The following is a 20,908-nucleotide window of genomic DNA, read 5'->3' as shown; positions in this document are numbered from 1 at the left end:
AAGGTTTTGGGCAAAACGCTCAAAACCTTATTTTTTGTTTATACTTTTGTGTTGGTTTAGTAGTTCATTAGTCATTGGTTCATTAGTTTCTAAGGCGCCAAATACGAATGAACTAATGACCGGTGAACAAATGAACAATACCTTAAAACATAGCAAACACGAAATCATTCCTTGCGAACGATGTAATACGGCTATTGAATGCAAGGCAAATTCATATACCAAATGCCAGTGCAGTGTGGTACAGCTGAGTATAAACGAAGTACAATACATCTCAGAACTGTACGATGGCTGCCTCTGCGCCAAATGCTTATTCGAACTGCAACAGGAATACAGAGAAGAAATAGGCGTATAATCTTTCTTCCAAAGTTCCACGGTCTGTGCTCACAGACCGGATCTATTAATATTTTGTGAATTACTGATCATCAAAATATAAGCTGAATAAATCATTTGAAAAGCAAGTTTCTGTGTCTTTCGGTTGGTTCCTGTCCGCTTTTCCTTCTGCAGATTGAAAGAATCGGCATTCGTGCAATCGGGTTTAGTTAATCTGGGTTCCGGGTTTTTCCAGAATTACGTTTATATCAGGCAGCTTTCATTTATATAAATCACTAAAACTGATTCATTAGTGTATCCCAATTCGGTCAACTGTATAGGTCTAAAAAAGGACACATTTTTTCGATTAATTGTAATTTATACAATTAAAATTTCTGCAACTATCTCGGTAAACCTAAATGGTTAGTTTTTGGCATTTATAAGCATTCAGCTAGGCTATTTAGCAAAATGTCATCTGCAGATGACATTTTGCTCTAAATCGATCCTGAGTCATCTTTTAGGCCTTAAAATCAACAAAAAATAGTTTAAAAATAAGTGTTATAAATGATAACAAAGCACACCGTTTGATAGCTATATCGTGCTTGATAAATGGTTTATCAGGCGTTAAAAAAAAGAAAAAATATAACATTATGGAAGCGCTCATTTCTAATTACTGGTGGGTTTTAGTGGCACTGTTGTGCGTAGTTTTATACAAATATATTTTACGTTTCCTATTTGGGATGGTCATCGTACCCGAAGATAGGATCGGGTTGATTACCAAAAAATTCGTACTCTTTGGTTCGGACCGGGAGCTGCCCGATGGCCGCATTATCGCGGTTAAAGGCGAAGCCGGTTTTCAGGGAAAAACACTGGCGCCAGGACTGTATTTCGGAATGTGGTTCTGGCAGTATAGCGTAACCATGGAACAGTTTACCATTATACCGGAGGGTAAGATCGGACTGATTATGGCCAAAGATGGTTCCGAAATCCCAACGGGGAATATCCTTGGGCAAAAGGTAGAGTCTGATAATTTTCAGGATGCAGTAAAGTTTCTCGAAAATGGCGGTCAGCGAGGCCGGCAAACATCTTACATTACCTCGGGTTCTTATCGTATCAATACCATGTTGTTTCAGGTTTCTGTTACGGATATGATCCGCATTCAGGAAAGCATGGTGGGCATTGTAACCACGTTGGATGGTTTACCGATTGAGGCCAATCAGATTGCGGGTAAGCTTGTTGATGGACACAACAATTTCCAGGATTTTGATGCCTTTATAAAACAAGGCGGTAATCGCGGTTTGCAGCCCCAGGTAATTTTGGCGGGTTCTTATAATCTTAATCCTTGGGCAATCCAGTTAGAGGAAATTCCGATGACCGAAATAGCAATCGGTTATGTTGGTGTGGTAATCTCATTTATTGGTACGGACGGAAATGACTTAACCGGTGCCGATTTTAAACATGGTAATATTGTTGGCAAGGGCTCAAAAGGCGTTTGGTTGGAACCCCTCGGTCCAGGTAAATATCCGATTAACAAATACATTATGAAGGTAGAGCTGGTGCCAAAAACCAACTTGGTGTTAAACTGGGCATCGGCACGTAGTGAGGCACATAATCTGGATAAAAACCTATCAACCATTACTGTACGTTCAAAAGATGGTTTCCCCTTTAATTTAGATGTTGCGCAGATTATCCACGTACCAACAACCGAAGCACCAAAAGTAATTGCACGTTTCGGCAATATGGTGAATCTGGTTTCGCAGGTTTTAGAGCCCACAATTGGTAACTATTTCCGTAACTCCGCACAGGGAAGTGATGTGATTGCTTTCCTGAGTACCCGTAAAGAGCGTCAGGAATCGGCTAAAGAACATATCCGTAAAGTGCTTGATGAATATAATGTAAACGCAGTGGATACATTAATCGGTGACATTGTTCCGCCAGAATCGTTAATGAAAACCTTAACCGACCGTAAAATTGCGGAAGAGCAAAAGGTTACTTACGAAACCCAAAAACAGGCACAGGAAACCCGCCAGGGGATGGAAAAAGAAACTGCAATTGCCGATATGCAGAAAGATATTGTGAAGGCACAACAAAGTGTAGAGATTGCTGAACGTACTGCAAGTGCAACGGTAAAAAAATCGGAAGGTGATGCCGCTGGTGTAAAACTAGCCGTAGGAGCAGAGGCTGAGGCCACTAAAATGAGGACACATGCCGAGGCTGAAGCAACCAAAGCAAGAGCACAGGCCGATTCGGAAGCGATTAAGTTGCGTGCATCAGCGGAGGCTGAACAGATTTCGTTAACCGGTAGTGCAGAAGCAGGTAAAATTTTAGCCGTAGGTAAATCAACTGCCGAAGCTTACGAGCTTGCGGTAAAAGCTTTGGGCGGCGAAAACTTTACCCGTTACAAAATTACCGAAGAGCTATCGAAAGGTAACGTGAAGTTGATCCCTGATGTGCTGATTGGAGGCAATGGTGGTAATCATGGAGGCTCGGCGATGGATGGCCTGCTGGGCTTGAAGCTGATGGAGCTCATGGACCCAGAAAAACGTAAGGAAGTGGTGGCCGTTGCAGAAATTGTAGAAACAAAACCAAAGCCTAAAAAGGATAATATCAACCCTTAATTTGGTTTTAAATTAAGACGGAAAGCCTCAGCGTAAGTTGGGGCTTTTTGTTGTAATCCCATCGATAGTTAGTAGAATACTTTTAGGTTTTTTTTATCAGTTACGTCACCCTGAATTTATTTCAGGGTCTTAATGATATAAAAGATGCTGAAATAAATTCAGCATGACGATCGCGTTGGGCAAAGTAACCAAAAACAATCATTAGGCTTGCAATATTAATCGAACAAAAGGCAAATTCGTATTATAAATATAACATCTGGTTCCACTTACATTTTGCTTTTCCGAAAAACAATTACATAATTATGCCGTTCTACTTTTAACAAAATAGTAACTTTGCAGCCTAATTTTGAATGAATGAATTTTTGAACGAGTGAATGCGGTTTACGACATTCTCTCAATTAATCATTCGCTCATTCTCTCATTTCAAAAAAACATGAAGAAAGTAAAAGTTGGCTTAGTGCAAATGAGTTGTACTAAAGATAAACAGGAGAATTTAGATAAAGCGATTGTTAAAGTAAGGGAAGCAGCTGCAAAAGGTGCACAGATTGTGTGTTTGCAAGAGCTTTTTACTTCTTTGTATTTCTGCGATGTTGAAGATTACGACAATTTCGATTTAGCTGAAGCTATTCCAGGACCATCTACTGATGCTTTACAAGTGATAGCCAAAGAATTGGGTGTGGTCATTATCGCTTCTTTATTTGAGAAACGTGCCGAAGGTTTGTACCACAATACAACAGCAGTTTTAGATGCTGATGGTTCGTATTTAGGCAAATACCGTAAAATGCACATTCCTGATGATCCGGCTTATTATGAAAAGTTTTATTTTACCCCTGGCGACTTAGGTTATAAGGTTTTTCAAACTAAGTTTGCTAAAATCGGTATCCTGATCTGTTGGGATCAATGGTATCCGGAAGCTTCACGTATCACGGCCTTGATGGGAGCAGATATCATGTTTTATCCAACTGCAATTGGTTGGGCTACCGATCAGGACGAAGAAACCAACCAAGATCAATACAATGCTTGGCAAACCATCCAACGTTCACATGCGGTTGCAAACGGTGTGCCTGTAGTGAGTGTAAACCGCGTAGGTTTTGAGCAAGATGGTGCCATGAAATTCTGGGGTGGAAGTTTCGCCACAAACGGACAGGGCAAAATACTTTATTTAGGTTCTCACGATCAGGAAGAAACCGAGGTAGTTGAACTGGATCTATCAGAATCCGATTTCTTCCGTAAACACTGGCCTTTTTTAAGAGACAGAAGAATTGATTCCTACCAGCCGATTACGAAAAGATATATTGACGGGGATTAAGCTGAAAGGTTAAAGACCAAAGCTTAAAGCGAAGAACTATGGATGATAGTTATCTTATAAGAGATATCTCCATTGCGCTGCGCTTCAGTAGAGATGACGACCATCCAAATCCATGGTTTGTGTCCTCACGGACCATTCATTTTATAAATTAGAATTAAATGTCAAACTTTCCTCCAAAAAAAGATCTAAATATTAATCAATTCGATTATTCACCGAAACAACAAGGTTATGCTTTCCCTGCCGAGTGGGCCAAACATGAGGCAACCTGGTTAAGCTGGCCACATAAAGAGGAGAGCTGGCCTGGGAAAATCGAAACCATTTATGAGCCGTACTGTCAGTTTATTAAAGCTGTTGCCGAAGGCGAAAAAGTACGCATCAATGTGAAAGATGAAGAAATGAAAGCTTTTGCTGTTTCTGAATTAACAAAAGTAGATGCCGATTTAAGCCAGATCGAATTTTATTTTAACGAAACGAACGATGCCTGGTGCCGCGATCACGGACCTGCATTTTTGCTGAAAGGAAATGAAAAGGCTGTTGTAGATTGGGGTTACAATGCCTGGGGCGGAAAATATCCACCATTTGATTTGGACGATGTTGTGCCAACTAAAATTGCCAAACATTTTGACCTTCCTTTATTTATCCCTGATATTGTGATGGAAGGAGGTTCGGTAGAATTTAATGGCGCCGGAACGGTTTTAACCACAACAGCCTGTTTGTTGAACGAAAACCGTAATCCACATTTAGCCAAAGAGCAGATTGAACAATATTTGCTTGAATATTATGGCCAGGATCAGGTATTATGGTTGGGAGATGGTATTGTTGGCGATGATACCGACGGCCATATTGATGATATTACGCGTTTTGTAAACGAGGATACGGTTTTAACTGTTGTAGAAAGCAATCCGCTGGATGAAAATTATATCTTGTTACAAGAGAACTTAGCAGCCTTAAAAGCCATGAAGCTGAAAGATGGCAGAGCATTGAATATTGTTCAATTGCCGATGCCGTCGCCGGTTATTTATGAAGATACCCGTTTACCAGCGTCTTATGCCAATTTTTACATTGCTAATGCAGCGGTAATTGTGCCAATTTTTGATGATGTAAACGACCAGAAAGCTTTAGCTATTATTCAAGGTTGTTTCCCAGATAGAAAGGTTATCGGTATCAATTCGGTTGATATTATCTGGGGATTGGGAAGTTTTCATTGTTTGAGCCAGCAAGAACCAGCAGTTTAAATATGAAATTCAATAATGAGTTGTTATTGGAAATGATAACATCCCAAAGGTTAAAACTTAGTTTTTGGGATAAAATTTCTCATTATTGGATTGTAGTTCTAACATTTTTTGGAGCCATTTTTTGGTGGTACCAGGTAATTAAAATCAATATAACAAAGTTAGAAACAACATTCCCAACCTTAGAAAGATCTATTAAGCTCGGGGTTGGATTTCTAGTAATTTCTATAGTTTTTTTTATTATCCAATATCGCAGATTAAATTTTAAGCAGGTAGTTATTGATTGCACTAAAAAACAATGTAAAAAAGCAATACTTAAAACGACTCTAGAGCTCGAATGGATTATTATTGAAAAAAGTGATAGCTACATCTGCGCTGTTCATAATACAAGAACTTATTTAAATTGGGGAGAATTAATTACAATTATTAAAATTGATAATGGAATCTTGATAAATAGCATTTGTGACCCAGCTGCTAAAACGGCTTTGTTTTCTTTTGGGTGGAATAGAAAAAATAGAAGTACTTTTATTAGAAACTTAAAACAGATAGTTTTAGATAAATGAACTTAAAATAAAAAGAGTTAGTTTTTGGATTAATATTAACTTTACAACATTAAAACATTCAACGTTACAACATTTCATAATGAAATTATTAGAAGGAAAAACAGCATTAATTACAGGCGCATCTAAAGGAATCGGTCGTAAAATAGCTGAAAAATTTGCCGAGCAGGGCGCTAATGTAGCTTTTACATATTTATCATCAGTAGAAAAAGGTGAAGCTTTAGAGCAGGAGTTACAAAGTTTCGGAACAAAAGTTAAAGGTTATCGTTCTGATGCTTCTAAATTTGCTGAAGCTGAGCAATTGATCAACGATATCGTAGCGGAATTTGGTACCATTGATATCGTAGTAAACAATGCGGGGATTACTAAAGATGGTTTATTGATGCGTATGAGCGAAGAAAATTGGGATGATGTGATCAATATTAACCTTAAATCGATCTTTAACGTAACAAAAGCAGCTTCTAAAGTAATGATGAAAGCCCGTAAAGGTGTTTTCATTAATATGGGTTCTATTGTGGGTACTACAGGTAATGCGGGACAAGCAAATTATGCCGCATCTAAAGCTGGTATTATTGGTTTTACCAAATCAATCGCTAAAGAATTAGGTTCGAGAAATATCCGTGCTAACGTAGTTGCGCCGGGCTTTATCCGAACCGAAATGACAGATATCCTTGATCCGAAAGTTGTTGAAGGATGGGAAAAAGATATTCCACTAAAACGTGCCGGAGAAACGGAAGATATCGCCAATGTTTGCGTGTTCTTAGCCTCAGATATGAGTGCGTATGTAACTGGCCAAACTTTATCTGTTTGCGGCGGGATGCTTTAAGAGGGGTTGAAGGCGGAAGGTTTAAGATAGAGGGCTTTCGTTCCAATACCATAAAAATAGCAAAGGCGTAAGGTGGGTTTAACCCTAAACCTTACGTCTTTTAGCTTTTACCTTATTTAGAACATTTCAACTTTACAACATTAAAACTATTTCACAATATATTTCCCTTTTACCTCACTTACATTAACTTGGTTTTTATTTTTCTCAAAGGCTAAATATCCAGGCTGCAGCGATTTCCAAAAACTGGCCTGTGTAGGAAATTGAGCGATGAATTTCTTCATATTAGCATCAGTCATTTTGAAAGGATAGATGTTAACCGGAATCTTTTCCTGACCTGCATTTCTAGCCTCAACACCCAAAATATAAACTTCTTTAATTTTTTCGTCGGTTAAAGGAATGCAGCCAACAGTAACGCAATTGCCGTGGATGTAAATATCGCTTCCGGGCTTTCTATCTTTTCCTGTTCTGGCATAATCAACCGTATTCGGATAATTTACCCCTAGCGATAAGTGAAAATTACTCATCGGGTTAAAAACATTAATGTAATAAAAACCTTCCGGCGTTTGCCCATCACCTTCAATTACTTTCGGGCCAATGGTGCCAGAATGTGCGCAGAAATCGTAAGTTCTAAATAGAGAATAGGTTTTAGCCGAATTATTCTTTAACCATACTTCGAGTTTGCCTTCTGTTTTATAAGCATTGATTATCATCGAAAACTGATCGCCATAGCCACCAGCCTGAACAAATTTTCTCAATGTTTCCCATTTTTCATTGTAGGCCTTTTCTACTCTTTCGAATTTAATTTGAGTGGCTTTAAAATTATTTTGAGCATTTACCATAAGGCTTAGAGACACTAGAAACGTTAAACAGATTAATTTCATAAATTTTGATTTGGTTAAAACTAACGAATTTATCTTTTTTAACCGCAAAGGCCGCTGAGATTTCCTTATTAACATGGCGCAAAGGTTGCTAAGTTTAGAAATTGTAGATACCTGTTCTCTTTGCGATGCTTTGCGTAAATTCTTTGCGCACTTTGCGGTTAATAATCTTGAAAATTTCCCCAAAATTACCATCTTTATAAAAGTATGAACAGTTTTTTTTCGGGTACATCTATTTTGTTTTTTCTCGGTTGCTTGGCGTTGGGCGTGCTGTATGCCTGGTTGCTGTATCGCGGCAACAAAAATTTGGATAAAAAACTTCGGTATGGCTTAACTGCCTTGCGGATTATCGTAGTGACTACCATTGCATGGTTAATATTTGCACCGCTCATCAAAACATTAAATTATACCTTAGATAAACCGGTGATCATTATCGGACAAGATAATTCTCTTTCTGTAGGTCAGGTTAAGGCAGCCGGCTTCGACCAGAAATTATATGAAAATAATCTTAAAGCTTTACAGGATAAACTATCAGATAAGTACGAGGTAAAAACGCTTCACTTTGGCGATCAGGTGGCTGATGGTTTCGATTTTAAAAATCAGGGTAAATTAACAGATGCCTCGGCTTTTTTTCAGAAAGTTAGAGATGAATATACCAACAGAAATGTTGGCGCCATTATTTTAGCCACCGATGGTATTTTTAATCACGGTGGAAATCCGCTGTACAGCGTAAATCAGATTAATGCGCCGGTTTATACGATTGCCTTGGGTGATAGTATCCCAAAACGTGACGTCTTAATTTCGAATGTAAATTACAATAATATTGTGTACCTGGATGACGATTTTACGATCGAAGTTCAGGTTCAGGCTTTTCAAAGTGACGGCGAAAGCACTGCTTTAACGGTTAGCCAAAATGGTGCAAAGGTAGAACAGCAAAACCTATCGATTAATGGAGCTTCCTTTGTTAAAACGATCCCGGTTAAGATCCATGCGGGTAAAATTGGTGTTCAGAAATATACTGTTCAGCTCGGCGCACTGAAAAATGAAATTACTACCCGGAATAATGTTCAAACCTTTTATGTAGAAGTGATTGATGGCAGGCAGAAAGTATTGCTTGCAGCGGTTGCACCACATCCTGATTTGGCCGTGTTAAAAGAGGCTATTTCGCTCAATAAACACTACGAGGCTAAACTCGCACTTGCTGATGATTTAATTACCACAGATCCTGCTAAATTCGATCTAATCGTGTTGTATCAATTACCTGATGCGCAAAATATTTCGTCAGCATTTTTAAAGAAATTAACTGGACTGAAGAAACCGATCTGGTACATTTTGGGTGCACAGAGCAATATAAATGCTTTTAACCAAATGCAAAATCAGGTTAACTTAAGTGCTGCGAATGGCTCCATTCAGGAAGTATATGCCGATTTTGCAAATGAATTTACAAGCTTCAATCTTACTGAAGATAACAAGAAGCAGTTTTCATCTTTCGATCCTTTGCTAAGTCCGTTTGGAAGATTAACCGTAAATGCAGGCGCAATACCTGTTTTTAATCAGCGTATTGGCAAAGTAAGCACACAGCAGCCTCTACTGTTCTTCGCGAATGAAAATGGCTTAAAGGCAGGTTATTTGATGGGCGAGGGGCTTTGGCGATGGAAACTTTCGGAGGCGGAAAATGAAAGTAATCAATCAGTTTTAAACGACCTGATTTCAAAAACAGTTCAATACCTGTCTGTTAAAGATGATAAGCGTAGATTCAAGGTATTTACGTCAAAGTCAGCCTATGATGAAAATGAAACCATCCAGTTTAACGGCACCCTTTATAACGATAGCTATCAGCCTGTAAATGAGTCGGAAGTTAATCTTCAGGTTAAAAATGAAGCGGGCAAAGTGTTTAACTATATTTTTTCTAAAACTGAAAATGGTTATCAGCTAGATGCAGGAACCATGCCTGCAGGGAACTATTCTTATCTCGCTAATACCGAACTGGGTGGAAAGAAATTCACGGCCACAGGCAGTTTCTATGTAAATGCGTTGATTGCAGAATTTCAGCAAACAACAGCCAATCACCAGCTTTTAAATACCATATCTAAGCAAAGTAATGGTAAGCTGTTTGTGCCTGAAAACCTGTTGAAAATAGCTGATGAGATTGCCAAAAATGAAAATATTAAAACCATCAGCTACGAAGACCGTAAATACGACGAATTGATCAGTATGAAATGGCTGTTCGGCCTAATTTTGATTTTGTTGGGCGTAGAGTGGTTTTTAAGAAAAAGAAACGGTGAACTCTAAGTTTGGAGTTGCTTGTGCAGTAGATATTACCATCTCGTTGTGTAGTCAGATGTTACCATCTGACTGATAGACTATCTTGAAATTGGTGAGTAATAGATGGTATTCAATTACATTTGAAAGTGTCAGATGGTAACATCTGACACCACGAATAAATTGGAGAATAATGAATGGTGTTCAAATAATTTGAAAGTGTCAGGTGTTACCGCCTGACACCACGGAAAACAGCTCTAAGTTGAAAACTCCGAACTGTTTTAGTGCCATTCATCCCTATAAACAAACTTAGGCATGTGCCATTCGAAGCGGATGGAAAGTAATCTAAGGGCTAATCCGATTATAGCAGCTGTGATGGTAGCCAGCATCTCGCTTCCATGAAAATGCTCTATGCCGATATAAACGGCACCGGTAACTATCGCAGCACTGGCATAAATCTCTTTTCTAAAAAGAAATGGAACTTCATTACAGAGTACATCACGAAGTACGCCGCCTGCACAACCCGTAATCATTCCGCTAAAAAGTACAATTAAATAGGGTAGATGGATTTCCTGCGCAACCTGGCAGCCAATGATAGTGAAAACCACCAAACCTAAAGCATCAAGGTAAAGAAAAAGCTTTTTGAGTTTAGTCATGATTGAGGCAATAAAAGCGGCAAACAAGGCTGCTACTGCGGTAATTACCAAATATTCGGGATGTTCTACCCAACTCATTGGATAATGGCCAAATAATACATTTCTAACCGTTCCACCGCCTAATGCCGTTACCCAGGCAATAATGCAAACACCAACCCAATCCATATCACGTCTGCCTGCAGAAAGTGCTGCGGTCATGGCTTCAGCGGTTATAGCGATAATGTAGAGGATGTGGAGCATTCGGATGGTTAACTGTTTGATTGCTTAATCGGTTAACTGGAAGGGGAATTGTTCTATGGTTTAACTGCCAACTGAGAACTGCCAACTGGACACTAATCCTTCTTCTCTTCCTGAATAATCACGAAAACATCTTCATTGTCTTTTTTCATGAAGTATTTTTCGCGGGCAAATTTTTCAGCCGTATTCAGATTGGTATTCAATTCGTTTAAATCTTTTTTAACCTGAGCGGTTTCTTTCTCGAAATATTCCTTTTCTTCCTGTAGTTTATTGGCCTGACTGCGGTATTCATACTGCGACATCATATCGTTTTTGTCGAAAAATAGCATCCACATCGCAAAAGCAACAGTAGCAAGGAAATATTTATTGCGGAAAAGATCTATTAAACGTTTCATATATTTTGATATGAGATTTTAGATGTGAGATTTGAGAAAACCCAAATCCAACAAACAAATATAGTATTAAAATAAAAACATCCGAAGATTTAAAATCTCCGGATGTTTCGCAAATAAGTTTTTCAACTTATTAACACACCTCTCTGCCTTACGGCATTTCTCCTAAAGGAGAGAAAAGAAGTCCCCTTTAGGGGATTTAGGGGTTTATTTCTTAGCGTATTTGAATTTTGAACCGATGAAACGAGCGTTTTCACCTAATTCTTCTTCAATACGTAATAATTGATTGTATTTTGCAATCCTGTCAGAACGTGATGCAGAGCCAGTTTTAATCTGTCCACAGTTTAATGCAACAGCTAAATCAGCAATCGTAACATCTTCAGTTTCGCCAGAACGGTGACTCATTACCGAAGTATAGCCATTGTTTTGTGCTAAAGTTACCGCATTGATGGTTTCAGTTAAAGAACCGATCTGGTTTACTTTTACCAGGATTGAGTTGGCAGTAGCCTCATCAATACCACGTTGTAAACGGGTAACGTTGGTTACAAATAAATCATCACCAACCAATTGCACATGGTCACCAATTTTATCGGTTAAGCTTTTCCAACCAGTCCAATCGTTTTCGTCCATACCATCTTCGATAGAGATAATTGGATATTTTGCAGAAAGATCAGCTAAATATTGTGCTTGCTCTTCGCTAGAACGAATTACCCCAGTAGCACCTTCAAATTTGGTATAATCATATTTACCATCTTTGTAAAACTCAGATGATGCACAGTCTAAAGCTAAACAGATTTGAGAACCTGGTTTGTAACCAGCAGTTTCAATTGCTTTTAATACCGTTTCAATTGCATCTTCAGTACCATCAAAAGTTGGTGCAAAACCACCTTCGTCACCTACTGCAGTAGATAAACCTCTATCGTGAAGAATTTTTTTCAAGCTATGGAAAACTTCAGTTCCCCAACGTAAAGCCTCCGAGAAAGATGGAGCGCCAACTGGCATAATCATAAATTCCTGGAAAGCAATAGGTGCATCAGAGTGAGAACCCCCGTTAATGATGTTCATCATCGGAATTGGTAAAGTGTTGGCGTTAACACCACCAATATAACGGTATAATGGTTGACCGATTTCATCAGCAGCAGCTTTAGCAGCAGCCAAAGAAACACCTAGAATAGCATTAGCACCTAAGTTACCTTTGTTTTCGGTACCATCCAGGTCTAACATGATTTTATCAATTGTATTTTGCTCAAAAATATCAATACCTCTTAATGCATCAGCAATTTTAGTATTTACATTTTCTACAGCTTTTAAAACACCTTTACCTAAATATGTAGATTTATCTCCATCACGTAATTCAACAGCCTCATATTGTCCAGTAGATGCACCGCTTGGTACAGCTGCACGGCCAAAAGCGCCTGCCTCTGTTACTACTTCAACTTCTACTGTTGGATTGCCTCTCGAATCGAGAATCTGTCTGGCATGGACATTAACGATTATGCTCATTTTTATTTGATTTTTTATTGATTTTTTAACCTGCTTAGTGTATAAAGTACAATTACTAAGCGCAACATCAAAGTTAGTATTATTTTTAAATAAATAAAGCGTTTTAAGGGTTAATGTTACGATAGCTGTTCAAGTTAACCAGTGGTTAATTTTAAGTTAATATTGGCGTTCTGTAATGCCGGATGAGGGTCGTCATCTCGACTGAAACGCAGTCCCGAATTTTCGGGAGAGAGATCTATGTACAATATCAAGCAGATAGATTTCTCCGCTGCGGTCGAAATGACGGTTCTTTATTTTTTAGCTTGCGCCAAAAGTTCAGTGTTTAAGCGAACATATTCATCAATATTTTGCGCTTTTGCAGCTTCAATGCCTTGCTGCGCAGTAACTGCAGCACCGGCTTTATCACCCGTTTTTAGTTGGATACGGCCTTTCCATAGTTTAAACCAGGGTGCTTTCGGATCTGATTTTTCTGCTTCCGTCATCCATTCTAAAGCGGTTTTTAAATCTTTTCCATTCTGAAAATAATACAAAGCAGCATTAAAATAGGGCTTTTTTTCGCCTTTCATCGCCTCAGCAATATTCGCCATTACTTTTTCATCAATAGAAGTGGTAATGTTAAGCGCATAGGCACTATTTTCCCACATCATATTTAACTGTGCCGAAGTTTCGCTAACAGCCGAAAATTGCATGGTTAAGGTTTCTACTTTATCCTTTAAAGCTGTCGTTTTTACTTTTACACGCAGTACATCGTCACTTTCTTTATAGGTATAGGCACCCCATTGATCGGGCGTTTTGCTAAAAATAACCGTCCATTCGTTTTTGCCCGGGATACTGAACAGGCCATATTCGCCGGCAGGTAGGTCTTTGCCTTCAATTTGAACGGCATCTGTAAATTTTATGCGTGTTGCTGCATTTGCACCATTGCGCCAAACTACGCCCATAGGCTCCATGCCACCAAAAATTTTTCGGCCTTTCACATTCGGGCGTGAGTACATTAAAGTTATTTTTCCCAATCCAAAATCCTGGATAATGGTTTGTCCGCTACTCGGTTGTGGAAACTTGGCTCCTCCTTGTGCGTTTGCGAAATCTGTTGCACCTAAAAGTGCAACAAACAGCATTACTGATTTGATCGATAATTTCATTGTTTTGTTGTTTTTGGTTTTATACTAATTTACGCAATAAGCTTCGAGTTTAGCAAAGTGTTTTAATTCTGTTCTTTGCTTAGCTGATGTTTCCTAAATCCAAAAATCAATTCATCAAAATATTCACCATTTTTAAAAATGGTTCCTTTCAACTCGGCCTCGAAAATAAAACCTGCTTTTTTCAAAACCTGTTGCGAGGCCAGGTTCGTATGTGTAGTCCGTGCGAAAATTCTTTCAATATCGAAAGTGTCGAAGCCATATTTAAGCATTTCTTTTATGGCAAGCGAAACAATGCCTTTGCCCCAAAAATCCTCGGCAATCCAATAACCCATTTCAGCACTTTTGCTGTAAATATCGGCCAGTTGATGCACGCCTATCGATCCGATTACTTCATTGTTGACGACAATAGCCTTGATTTGCAAAGGTTCGTAGCTTAAGGCTAATCGAATAAAAGCCTCGCCATCTTTTTTCTCATAAGGAAAAGGGAATTTATTGGTTAAATATTTCGAAATATTGAAATTGTTGGCATGTTTAACCAAACTTTCAACATCAGTAGCTTGGTATGGGCGTAAAGTAAACCTCATTTTATTTTTCTTCACAAATTATACAATTAAAACAATAATCAATCTACTTCAGCGCGTCTAATACATTGAACAATTTCTTATTAATTCCGCTTCCGCTATAGTTATTGATGTTAATAACGATTATATATTTATTGCCTGCAGCATCAGAATGATAGCCTGCAAATGCCGAAACATCATTTATCGTTCCGCTTTTAATTTTCATACCGTTGTATTCGGGTAAAGCCTTATAATAATCTGCGAACCAGTTTTCTTTCTGTATCTGGAAAAGTATATTAGCCATAGCCGAAGTTGTTATTCTGTTGCCTGGAGAAAGTCCGCTGCCATCAATAATGTTTAATGCCGTTTTATCAATGCCTTTATCTGCCCAGAAATTGATTTCGGTTTCTGCTCCTTTACTTGTTGTGCCTGCTTTTCCTGATTTTATCGCAATGGTTTTTAAAAGTGATTCGCCATATAAATTGATGCTTTTCTTTAGAAACCAATAGGTCATTTCGCTTAAACTAGGTGAACTAACGGTGCTTATTTTCTGTGTAACTGAAGGAATGACCTGATTATTCAAGGTCATTAACCTCGCTGTTGTGGCTTGCTGGCCGGTCGAAATACCTAACCTTTTCAAAGTATCTTGTAAACGGTAAGCGCAATCGAAAGCAGGGTCGGGGAGGGCTACAGAAATGCCAGTTTTGGCAATGCCTATTCCCCAGCTTCCGCGGAGGTAAGCAACATTGCTGTAAGGTGGAAGAAAAGCGTAACTTCTATCGCCAGAACCCGAACTTCCGGTTTTTAGTTCATTTATGATCTGCACATAAGGTGTTGCCGGAACTGTTTTTACTACCTTCACTTCATCTGCTGTACTACTTCCGGGTTTCAAATGAATATCAAATTGATTTTCGCGCCAGGCTAAGCCAGATGTCCCCGCACCATAATAATTGCCAATATCCTGCCAAACCCAACCTTCTGGTGTAGTTTGCGTACCGAAAATACGGTCATCACCAATTATTGTACCTTCAATTTTTTTGATTCCGGCAGCTTTTATTGCAGTAACCCACTGCGTTAAAACGGCATTCTCTTTGTTTTGATATCGCCAGGAGCCCAAAGTTGGATCGCCGCTGCCAATAATGATCAGGTTTCCTTTTAATATTCCATCTGTAGTAATTGTTCCGGTATAGGCCAATGTGGTTTGGAATTGAAAATCCTTCCCTAAAATACTAAAAGCCGTTGCCGCAGTAATGGTTTTTAGCGTAGAAGCAGTGGCCAGACCAGTCTGTTCATTTTTTGCATACAATGTTTTGCCCGTATTGGCATCTAAAATGCAAAGTGAAGCGATGGCATGTTTTGCCTGTTCATCGTTTAATAAATTATTGAAGGCTTTTTCGAGGTTCTGAATTCGGTTTTGGGCAATTGTAATGTTTGCAGCAAAAACTAGAAGCAATAGGGGATATATTTTTAATCGCATAGAGATTTTATCCGTTGAAGATCAGCAAAGATAAAATTAATTAAAAGGCAATAGTTGTTATGATAACATCTTTACAAACATTACCCATTAAACAATTTATTGCGTTTAATTTCTTTTCCCTTTCTCAATTTTACTGCGTGATAGATGGTAGGTACATCGTTGGTCCATTTTTTTAGCGTGAAAACGATGGCAAGTATTTCTATTCGAGTTGCCAAACCGAGCCAAAAGCAAATCTCAAATAATACCACCGATTCGCAATGCACTATAATTTCGACCAAAGTGGCAAATATAGTCAACGTCCAGATTTTAGCGCCGATAGAATGCGTAGCGATTTCTTTTCTGAATTTGATATAGCTTAATGCATAGGTTGAAGCTTCGAAAGCACCAAGAACAATCAGTTTTACCAGGTTGACTTTAAAAAAATCGGGACATTGGATATAAGTAGCAACCGCAACCGAGATAAAAAATACCTGATCAATACTGGAATCTAAACGTCGTAATTTTTCGGAGGAGATATTGAGTTTTCTGGCAATTATTCCATCGAATACATCTGTTAATAAACCAATCGATAATAATGTGATTGCAAGAAAAGAATAATGATTGACGTGGAAAAAGCTTAATAGAATTATTATAAAACCAATCAATAACCTGGAATATATTAAAGCGATTGGAATATCTTTCATGTTGGAGAGCGGTATAAAAAAAATCCCCCGATTTTACATCGGAGGACTTTTTTTGAGGTTATTGATTAAACTAATTCTTTCTGAATTAGATATTCGGCAATCTGAACGGCATTGGTTGCAGCGCCTTTGCGTAAGTTATCTGCCACAATCCAAAGATTTAAAGCTTTAGGTGCCGATTCGTCTCTACGGATACGGCCTACAAAAACCTCATCTTTTTCATGCGCATCTTTAGGCATTGGATATTTTAGGTTGGCAACATCATCAACAACGATTATGCCAGGTGATTTTTCTAAAATACTGCGCACTTCAGCTAAATCGAAATCATTTTCAAACTCGATGTTTACCGATTCTGAGTGACCGCCCATTACAGGGATACGAACAGTAGTGGCGGTAACTTTAATGCTATCGTCGCTCATGATTTTGTTGGTTTCCTTAACCATTTTCATTTCTTCTTTGGTATATCCGTTTTCCATGAAAACATCAATATGAGGAAGAACATTTAAATCAATTTCGTATGGATAAGCTTTAGGGCCATCAATGCCTTTACGCTCATTCATTAATTGCTCAACCGCTTTAACACCTGTACCGGTAACCGATTGGTAAGTAGAAACCACTACTCGTTTAATTTTGTATTTATCGTGTAAAGGTTTTAAAACCACTACCATTTGAATGGTAGAACAGTTCGGGTTAGCAATGATTTTATTATCGATAGAAAGTTCGTGTGCATTAACTTCCGGTACAATTAATTTAATTGCAGGATCCATTCTCCATGCAGATGAGTTATCGATAACGGTTGTTCCAGCTTCTTTAAAACGTGGAGCATGCTCCAATGAAGTATTTCCGCCTGCTGAAAACAAAGCGATATCTGGTTTCATGCTGATTGCAGTATCCATGCTAACAATTGGGAACTTCTTACCCTTAAAAGTAATTTCCTTGCCAACACTCTTTTCTGATGCTACGGGAATTAACTCTGTTAAAGGGAAATTTCTTTCCTCCAATACTTTTAACATGACAGTGCCTACCAATCCGGTGGCACCTACTACTGCTACTTTCATTTTTAAATTTTAATTATATATTATTAAACATTTGATATAAGCCCAAATATGCTAAAAATTAAGCTTATATCCCCATTGTTACCAATTAAATTTGCTTTTAATATTTAAAATCTTACTTTTTTGGTAGAAAATAAGGTGAGAAAGATTAGGTGTAATTCGATTTAGGAAGGGCTCGGTGGTCTTAATGCCGTTTGCGCTCGTTTCCTAACGAGTGCATTAATAGTTATAAGATTTTATCGATTGTAAACGACAAGCTATTCAACTCTCCGTTAGTGAGTTGCTTGATTTTTTTGTTTTGGAAAGCATGTTACTGTGTATATCGGTTCCGAAAGTCCTGCTATCCACTTCAAGCCTCCACTGCGTTACGGGCTTTCCGTTACTATCAGGTTTAGATAACTTAGATCAGCAGTTCTAACCTAAAATATATTGTTGAAGAATTGAAGGTTTGCTGTTTTGGAGATAGATCTCTCCATTCCGCTATGCTTCAGTAGAGATGACGATAAGTGCAGAAAACCCCGCAAGTTTTAGAAACCTGCGGGGGCTGGATAAGTTTTAAATCAAATTGGCTTTGATATAATCGCAGCTTGTTTTGATCGAGCCAACTGGATCAGGTTGGTAATTGGTTTCGTGCTCTACAAAGAAATGTTGCATGCCCGAAAGTTTTGCCTGGGCAAAAATGCTTTTAAAATCAATAGCACCTTTGCCTACCTCGGTATTCCATTCAGGTTTGGCTTTGTCCATATCTTTAACGTGCCACATTGGGAAACGGCCTGGGTATTTTTTAAACAAGGCTAGCGGATCGTTACCTGAGCGTACCACCCAGTATAAATCCAATTCGAAATTGACCAGATTTTTATCGGTTTCGCTTAAGTAAACATCGTAACCAGTAGTATCACCTAATTTTTTAAATTCGAAATCGTGGTTGTGGTAGGCGAATTTTAAACCAGCAGCTTTTGCAATTTCGGCAACCTTATTAAAATCATCAGCGGTTTTCTTAAAGCCATCTACACCTTTGCTCATATCTACGTGCGCACCGGCAATAGTAAAGTACTTACCACCAATGGCTGCTGAAGATTCGATATCTGCCTTTAATCTGTCTGTTTTTCCGGTTTTTACAAAATCATCCATATGGTAATGACCACTTGGCGCTTTTAAGCCGTTTGCATTTAATAATGCTTTAAATTCTTTGGGTGTTAAGCCCCAGAATTTTCCATTAGAAAAACCATAGGTTTCTACCTCTTTATATCCGGCCTGTGCTACCTTTTCGATAATGCCTTTTACATCTTTTGGCAGTTCATTACGTAAAGAGTACAATTGTAAACCAACATTTTTACTTGCTTTATCAAAAGCAAACGACGGGATTAACAATGCCGCTCCGGCAGCCAATCCTGCCTGTTTTAAGAATGTTCTTCTTGAATTCATCTCTTAAATTTAAATAATTTCTTTTTTAATGTATGCGCAACTGGCTGTAACAGAGCCTATTGGGTTTGGCTTGTAATTAGTTTCGTGTTCTACAAAGAAGTGTTTCATGCCCGAAAGTTTGGCATCAGCAAAAATAGGTTTGAAGTTGATAGCACCTGTTCCTACTTCAGCATTTAAGGCTGGATTTGCTTTATCCATATCTTTAACATGCCACATGGTAAAACGGCCCGGATTTTCTTTAAATAATTTGATCGGATCGTTTCCTGAACGTACTACCCAATATAAATCAAGTTCAAAATCAACAAGATTTTTATCGGTTCCTTTTAATAATATTTCGTAGCCATTGGTATCGCCTTGTTTCTCGAATTCGAAATTGTGGTTGTGGTAAGCTAACCTGATACCCGCTTCTTTGGCCAATTTTCCAGCTTCGTTAATTTTAACCGCAATTTTTTTGTAGTCGTCGGCACTTTTTCTAATGCTTTCATCTAACCAGGGAATGGTTACATATTCGCTTCCAAGCACTTTAGCGGCAGCAATTGCTGCTTTTAACTCTTCAGTGTTTCCATCAGTTAAATAGCTGCCTAAACCGTAATGACCGCTTGGTGCAGTTAATCCGTTATCATCAAGCAATTTTTTGAATTCGGCTGGTGTTAAGCCCCAAAACTGATCCTTTATAGAGAAACCATAGGTTTCTACCTCTTTAAATCCTGCTTTTGCCACATTAGCTATGGTGCCTTTTACATCTTTCGGAAGCTCATCTCTTAAAGAATATAACTGCAGACCAACTGATTTTTTATCGGAAGCCACACAAGCAAATGATGGAACCAAAAGTGCTGCAGCTGCAGCCATACTACTGTTTAAAATAAAACTTCTTCTCGATAACATAGGTATATTTTTAAATGTCGCAAATAGAAACAGCCTTTTTAAGCGAGGCTATTTTATCTGCATTTTTAGGTATAAATTCTTGTGCAACGAAACCTTTAAAGCCAGTTTCGGCAATGGCTTTCATTATTGCAGGATAGTATAACTCCTGCGTATCATCGATTTCATTTCTGCCCGGAACACCAGCGGTGTGGTAGTGGGCTATGTATTGATGGTTATCTCTGATGTTTCTAATTACATCGCCCTCATCAATCTGCATATGGTAGATATCGTATAACAATTTGAAGTTTTCAGATCCTAAGCGTTTGCAAAGTTCAGCTCCCCAGGATGTTCTATCGCATTGATAATCTTTATGGTTAATTTTGCTGTTTAATAACTCCATTACCAACACAACATTGTGCTTTTCTGCCAATGGGATTAATTGTTTCAACCCTTTAACGCAATTGTTCCAGCCTGTTTCGTCATCTTTACCACGGCGGTTTCCACTAAAACAGATTAGATTTTTGTAGCCTGCTTCGGCAACAAGCGGAATCATTGCAGTATAATTTTGAATTAACTTTTCGTGGAATTTTTCGTCGTTAAAGCCATCCACCAAATTAATCTCCGCACCATTGCACATGGTCGATTCTAAGCCATGTTTTTTTAAAGTCGGCCAATCTTTTGGTCCAACTAAATCAATGCCTTTAATGCCTATCTTTTTAGCTTCAACACAAAGCGTTTCTACATCCAAACCGCTAAAACACCAACGGCAAACGGCATGGTTAATATTTCCTTTTAGCCTTAGTGGCTGATCTGATTCTGATTTATCCATTGCTAATGCTGAAAATCCTGAAGAAACACCAATCGCAGCGGTTCCTGCAATGATGTTCTTTAAAGCATTTCTTCTATTTACGTTAGATGCCATA

At 38.4% G+C, this 20,908-nt stretch carries 19 protein-coding genes; 7 read left to right on the top strand and 12 right to left on the bottom strand.

Annotated elements, in window-relative coordinates:
• Positions 1-115 precede the first annotated feature (115 nt).
• From AC1RJ8_RS17890 to fabG, 6 genes are all read left to right on the top strand, one after another.
• The gene (locus AC1RJ8_RS17890; RefSeq protein WP_492954846.1) at positions 116-352 is read left to right on the top strand and encodes a cysteine-rich CWC family protein; all 237 of its coding nucleotides are present in this window, start codon (positions 116-118) and stop codon (positions 350-352) included.
• A 607-nt stretch (positions 353-959) separates the two neighbouring features.
• Complete coding sequence (locus tag AC1RJ8_RS17885) at positions 960-2,927, top strand: SPFH domain-containing protein (RefSeq protein WP_492954847.1); 1,968 nt, start codon at positions 960-962, stop codon at positions 2,925-2,927.
• Positions 2,928-3,360: 433 nt separating this feature from the next.
• Positions 3,361-4,236, top strand: a complete 876-nt coding sequence (locus AC1RJ8_RS17880) for a carbon-nitrogen hydrolase (protein WP_492954848.1) — start codon at positions 3,361-3,363, stop codon at positions 4,234-4,236.
• Positions 4,237-4,394: 158 nt separating this feature from the next.
• A complete protein-coding gene (locus AC1RJ8_RS17875; protein WP_492954849.1) occupies positions 4,395-5,471 on the top strand; it encodes an agmatine deiminase family protein in 1,077 nt (358 codons plus the stop codon).
• Between the two features lie 2 nt (positions 5,472-5,473).
• Positions 5,474-6,031, top strand: coding sequence for a hypothetical protein (locus tag AC1RJ8_RS17870; RefSeq protein ID WP_492954850.1), 558 nt, complete (start codon positions 5,474-5,476; stop codon positions 6,029-6,031).
• A gap of 79 nt (positions 6,032-6,110) precedes the next feature.
• The gene (gene fabG, locus AC1RJ8_RS17865; RefSeq protein WP_057933957.1) at positions 6,111-6,854 is read left to right on the top strand and encodes a 3-oxoacyl-[acyl-carrier-protein] reductase; all 744 of its coding nucleotides are present in this window, start codon (positions 6,111-6,113) and stop codon (positions 6,852-6,854) included.
• Positions 6,855-7,000: 146 nt separating this feature from the next.
• On the opposite strand, the gene AC1RJ8_RS17860 is transcribed toward fabG, so the two are convergent.
• Positions 7,001-7,708 carry a L,D-transpeptidase family protein gene (locus tag AC1RJ8_RS17860; protein ID WP_492954851.1) on the bottom strand — a complete coding sequence of 236 codons (708 nt, stop codon included), beginning with the start codon at positions 7,706-7,708 and terminating at the stop codon, positions 7,001-7,003.
• 231 nt (positions 7,709-7,939) lie between these two features.
• Between AC1RJ8_RS17860 and AC1RJ8_RS17855 the strand changes: the two genes are divergently transcribed.
• Positions 7,940-10,024, top strand: coding sequence for a hypothetical protein (locus tag AC1RJ8_RS17855; protein ID WP_492954852.1), 2,085 nt, complete (start codon positions 7,940-7,942; stop codon positions 10,022-10,024).
• Between the two features lie 251 nt (positions 10,025-10,275).
• Here AC1RJ8_RS17855 and AC1RJ8_RS17850 read toward each other — a convergent pair whose 3' ends face one another.
• The 11 genes from AC1RJ8_RS17850 to AC1RJ8_RS17800 all read right to left on the bottom strand — a co-directional run bounded on the left by AC1RJ8_RS17850 (position 10,276) and on the right by AC1RJ8_RS17800 (position 20,907).
• A complete protein-coding gene (locus tag AC1RJ8_RS17850) occupies positions 10,276-10,890 on the bottom strand; it encodes a trimeric intracellular cation channel family protein (RefSeq protein WP_492954853.1) in 615 nt (204 codons plus the stop codon).
• A 92-nt stretch (positions 10,891-10,982) separates the two neighbouring features.
• The gene (locus AC1RJ8_RS17845; RefSeq protein WP_025145767.1) at positions 10,983-11,282 is read right to left on the bottom strand and encodes an FtsB family cell division protein; all 300 of its coding nucleotides are present in this window, start codon (positions 11,280-11,282) and stop codon (positions 10,983-10,985) included.
• Between the two features lie 204 nt (positions 11,283-11,486).
• Entirely contained in the window at positions 11,487-12,782 is a 1,296-nt protein-coding gene (gene eno, locus AC1RJ8_RS17840; protein ID WP_492954854.1) for a phosphopyruvate hydratase, read from the bottom strand.
• 290 nt (positions 12,783-13,072) lie between these two features.
• Complete coding sequence (locus AC1RJ8_RS17835) at positions 13,073-13,924, bottom strand: DUF2911 domain-containing protein (protein ID WP_492954855.1); 852 nt, start codon at positions 13,922-13,924, stop codon at positions 13,073-13,075.
• Positions 13,925-13,986: 62 nt separating this feature from the next.
• Positions 13,987-14,523 (bottom strand): GNAT family N-acetyltransferase, encoded by a 537-nt coding sequence (locus AC1RJ8_RS17830; protein WP_492954856.1) that lies wholly within the window; start codon positions 14,521-14,523, stop codon positions 13,987-13,989.
• Between the two features lie 28 nt (positions 14,524-14,551).
• Positions 14,552-15,961, bottom strand: a complete 1,410-nt coding sequence (gene dacB, locus AC1RJ8_RS17825; protein WP_492954857.1) for a D-alanyl-D-alanine carboxypeptidase/D-alanyl-D-alanine endopeptidase — start codon at positions 15,959-15,961, stop codon at positions 14,552-14,554.
• 80 nt (positions 15,962-16,041) lie between these two features.
• A complete protein-coding gene (locus AC1RJ8_RS17820; RefSeq protein WP_492954858.1) occupies positions 16,042-16,644 on the bottom strand; it encodes a CDP-alcohol phosphatidyltransferase family protein in 603 nt (200 codons plus the stop codon).
• Between the two features lie 65 nt (positions 16,645-16,709).
• Complete coding sequence (locus tag AC1RJ8_RS17815; RefSeq protein ID WP_131530532.1) at positions 16,710-17,699, bottom strand: aspartate-semialdehyde dehydrogenase; 990 nt, start codon at positions 17,697-17,699, stop codon at positions 16,710-16,712.
• 552 nt (positions 17,700-18,251) lie between these two features.
• Positions 18,252-19,121: a sugar phosphate isomerase/epimerase family protein gene (locus AC1RJ8_RS17810; protein WP_492954859.1), complete on the bottom strand. Its 870-nt coding sequence runs from the start codon at positions 19,119-19,121 to the stop codon at positions 18,252-18,254.
• Positions 19,122-19,130: 9 nt separating this feature from the next.
• Positions 19,131-20,006 (bottom strand): sugar phosphate isomerase/epimerase family protein, encoded by an 876-nt coding sequence (locus tag AC1RJ8_RS17805; RefSeq protein WP_492954860.1) that lies wholly within the window; start codon positions 20,004-20,006, stop codon positions 19,131-19,133.
• A 10-nt stretch (positions 20,007-20,016) separates the two neighbouring features.
• Positions 20,017-20,907, bottom strand: coding sequence for a hydroxypyruvate isomerase family protein (locus AC1RJ8_RS17800; RefSeq protein ID WP_057933971.1), 891 nt, complete (start codon positions 20,905-20,907; stop codon positions 20,017-20,019).
• Position 20,908: the final 1 nt, after the last annotated feature.

Source organism: Pedobacter sp. GW822-FHT03F06, from assembly GCF_058801365.1.
Note: the sequence above shows the minus strand (reverse complement) of the source record. Positions and strands in the feature narration are given on the sequence as shown.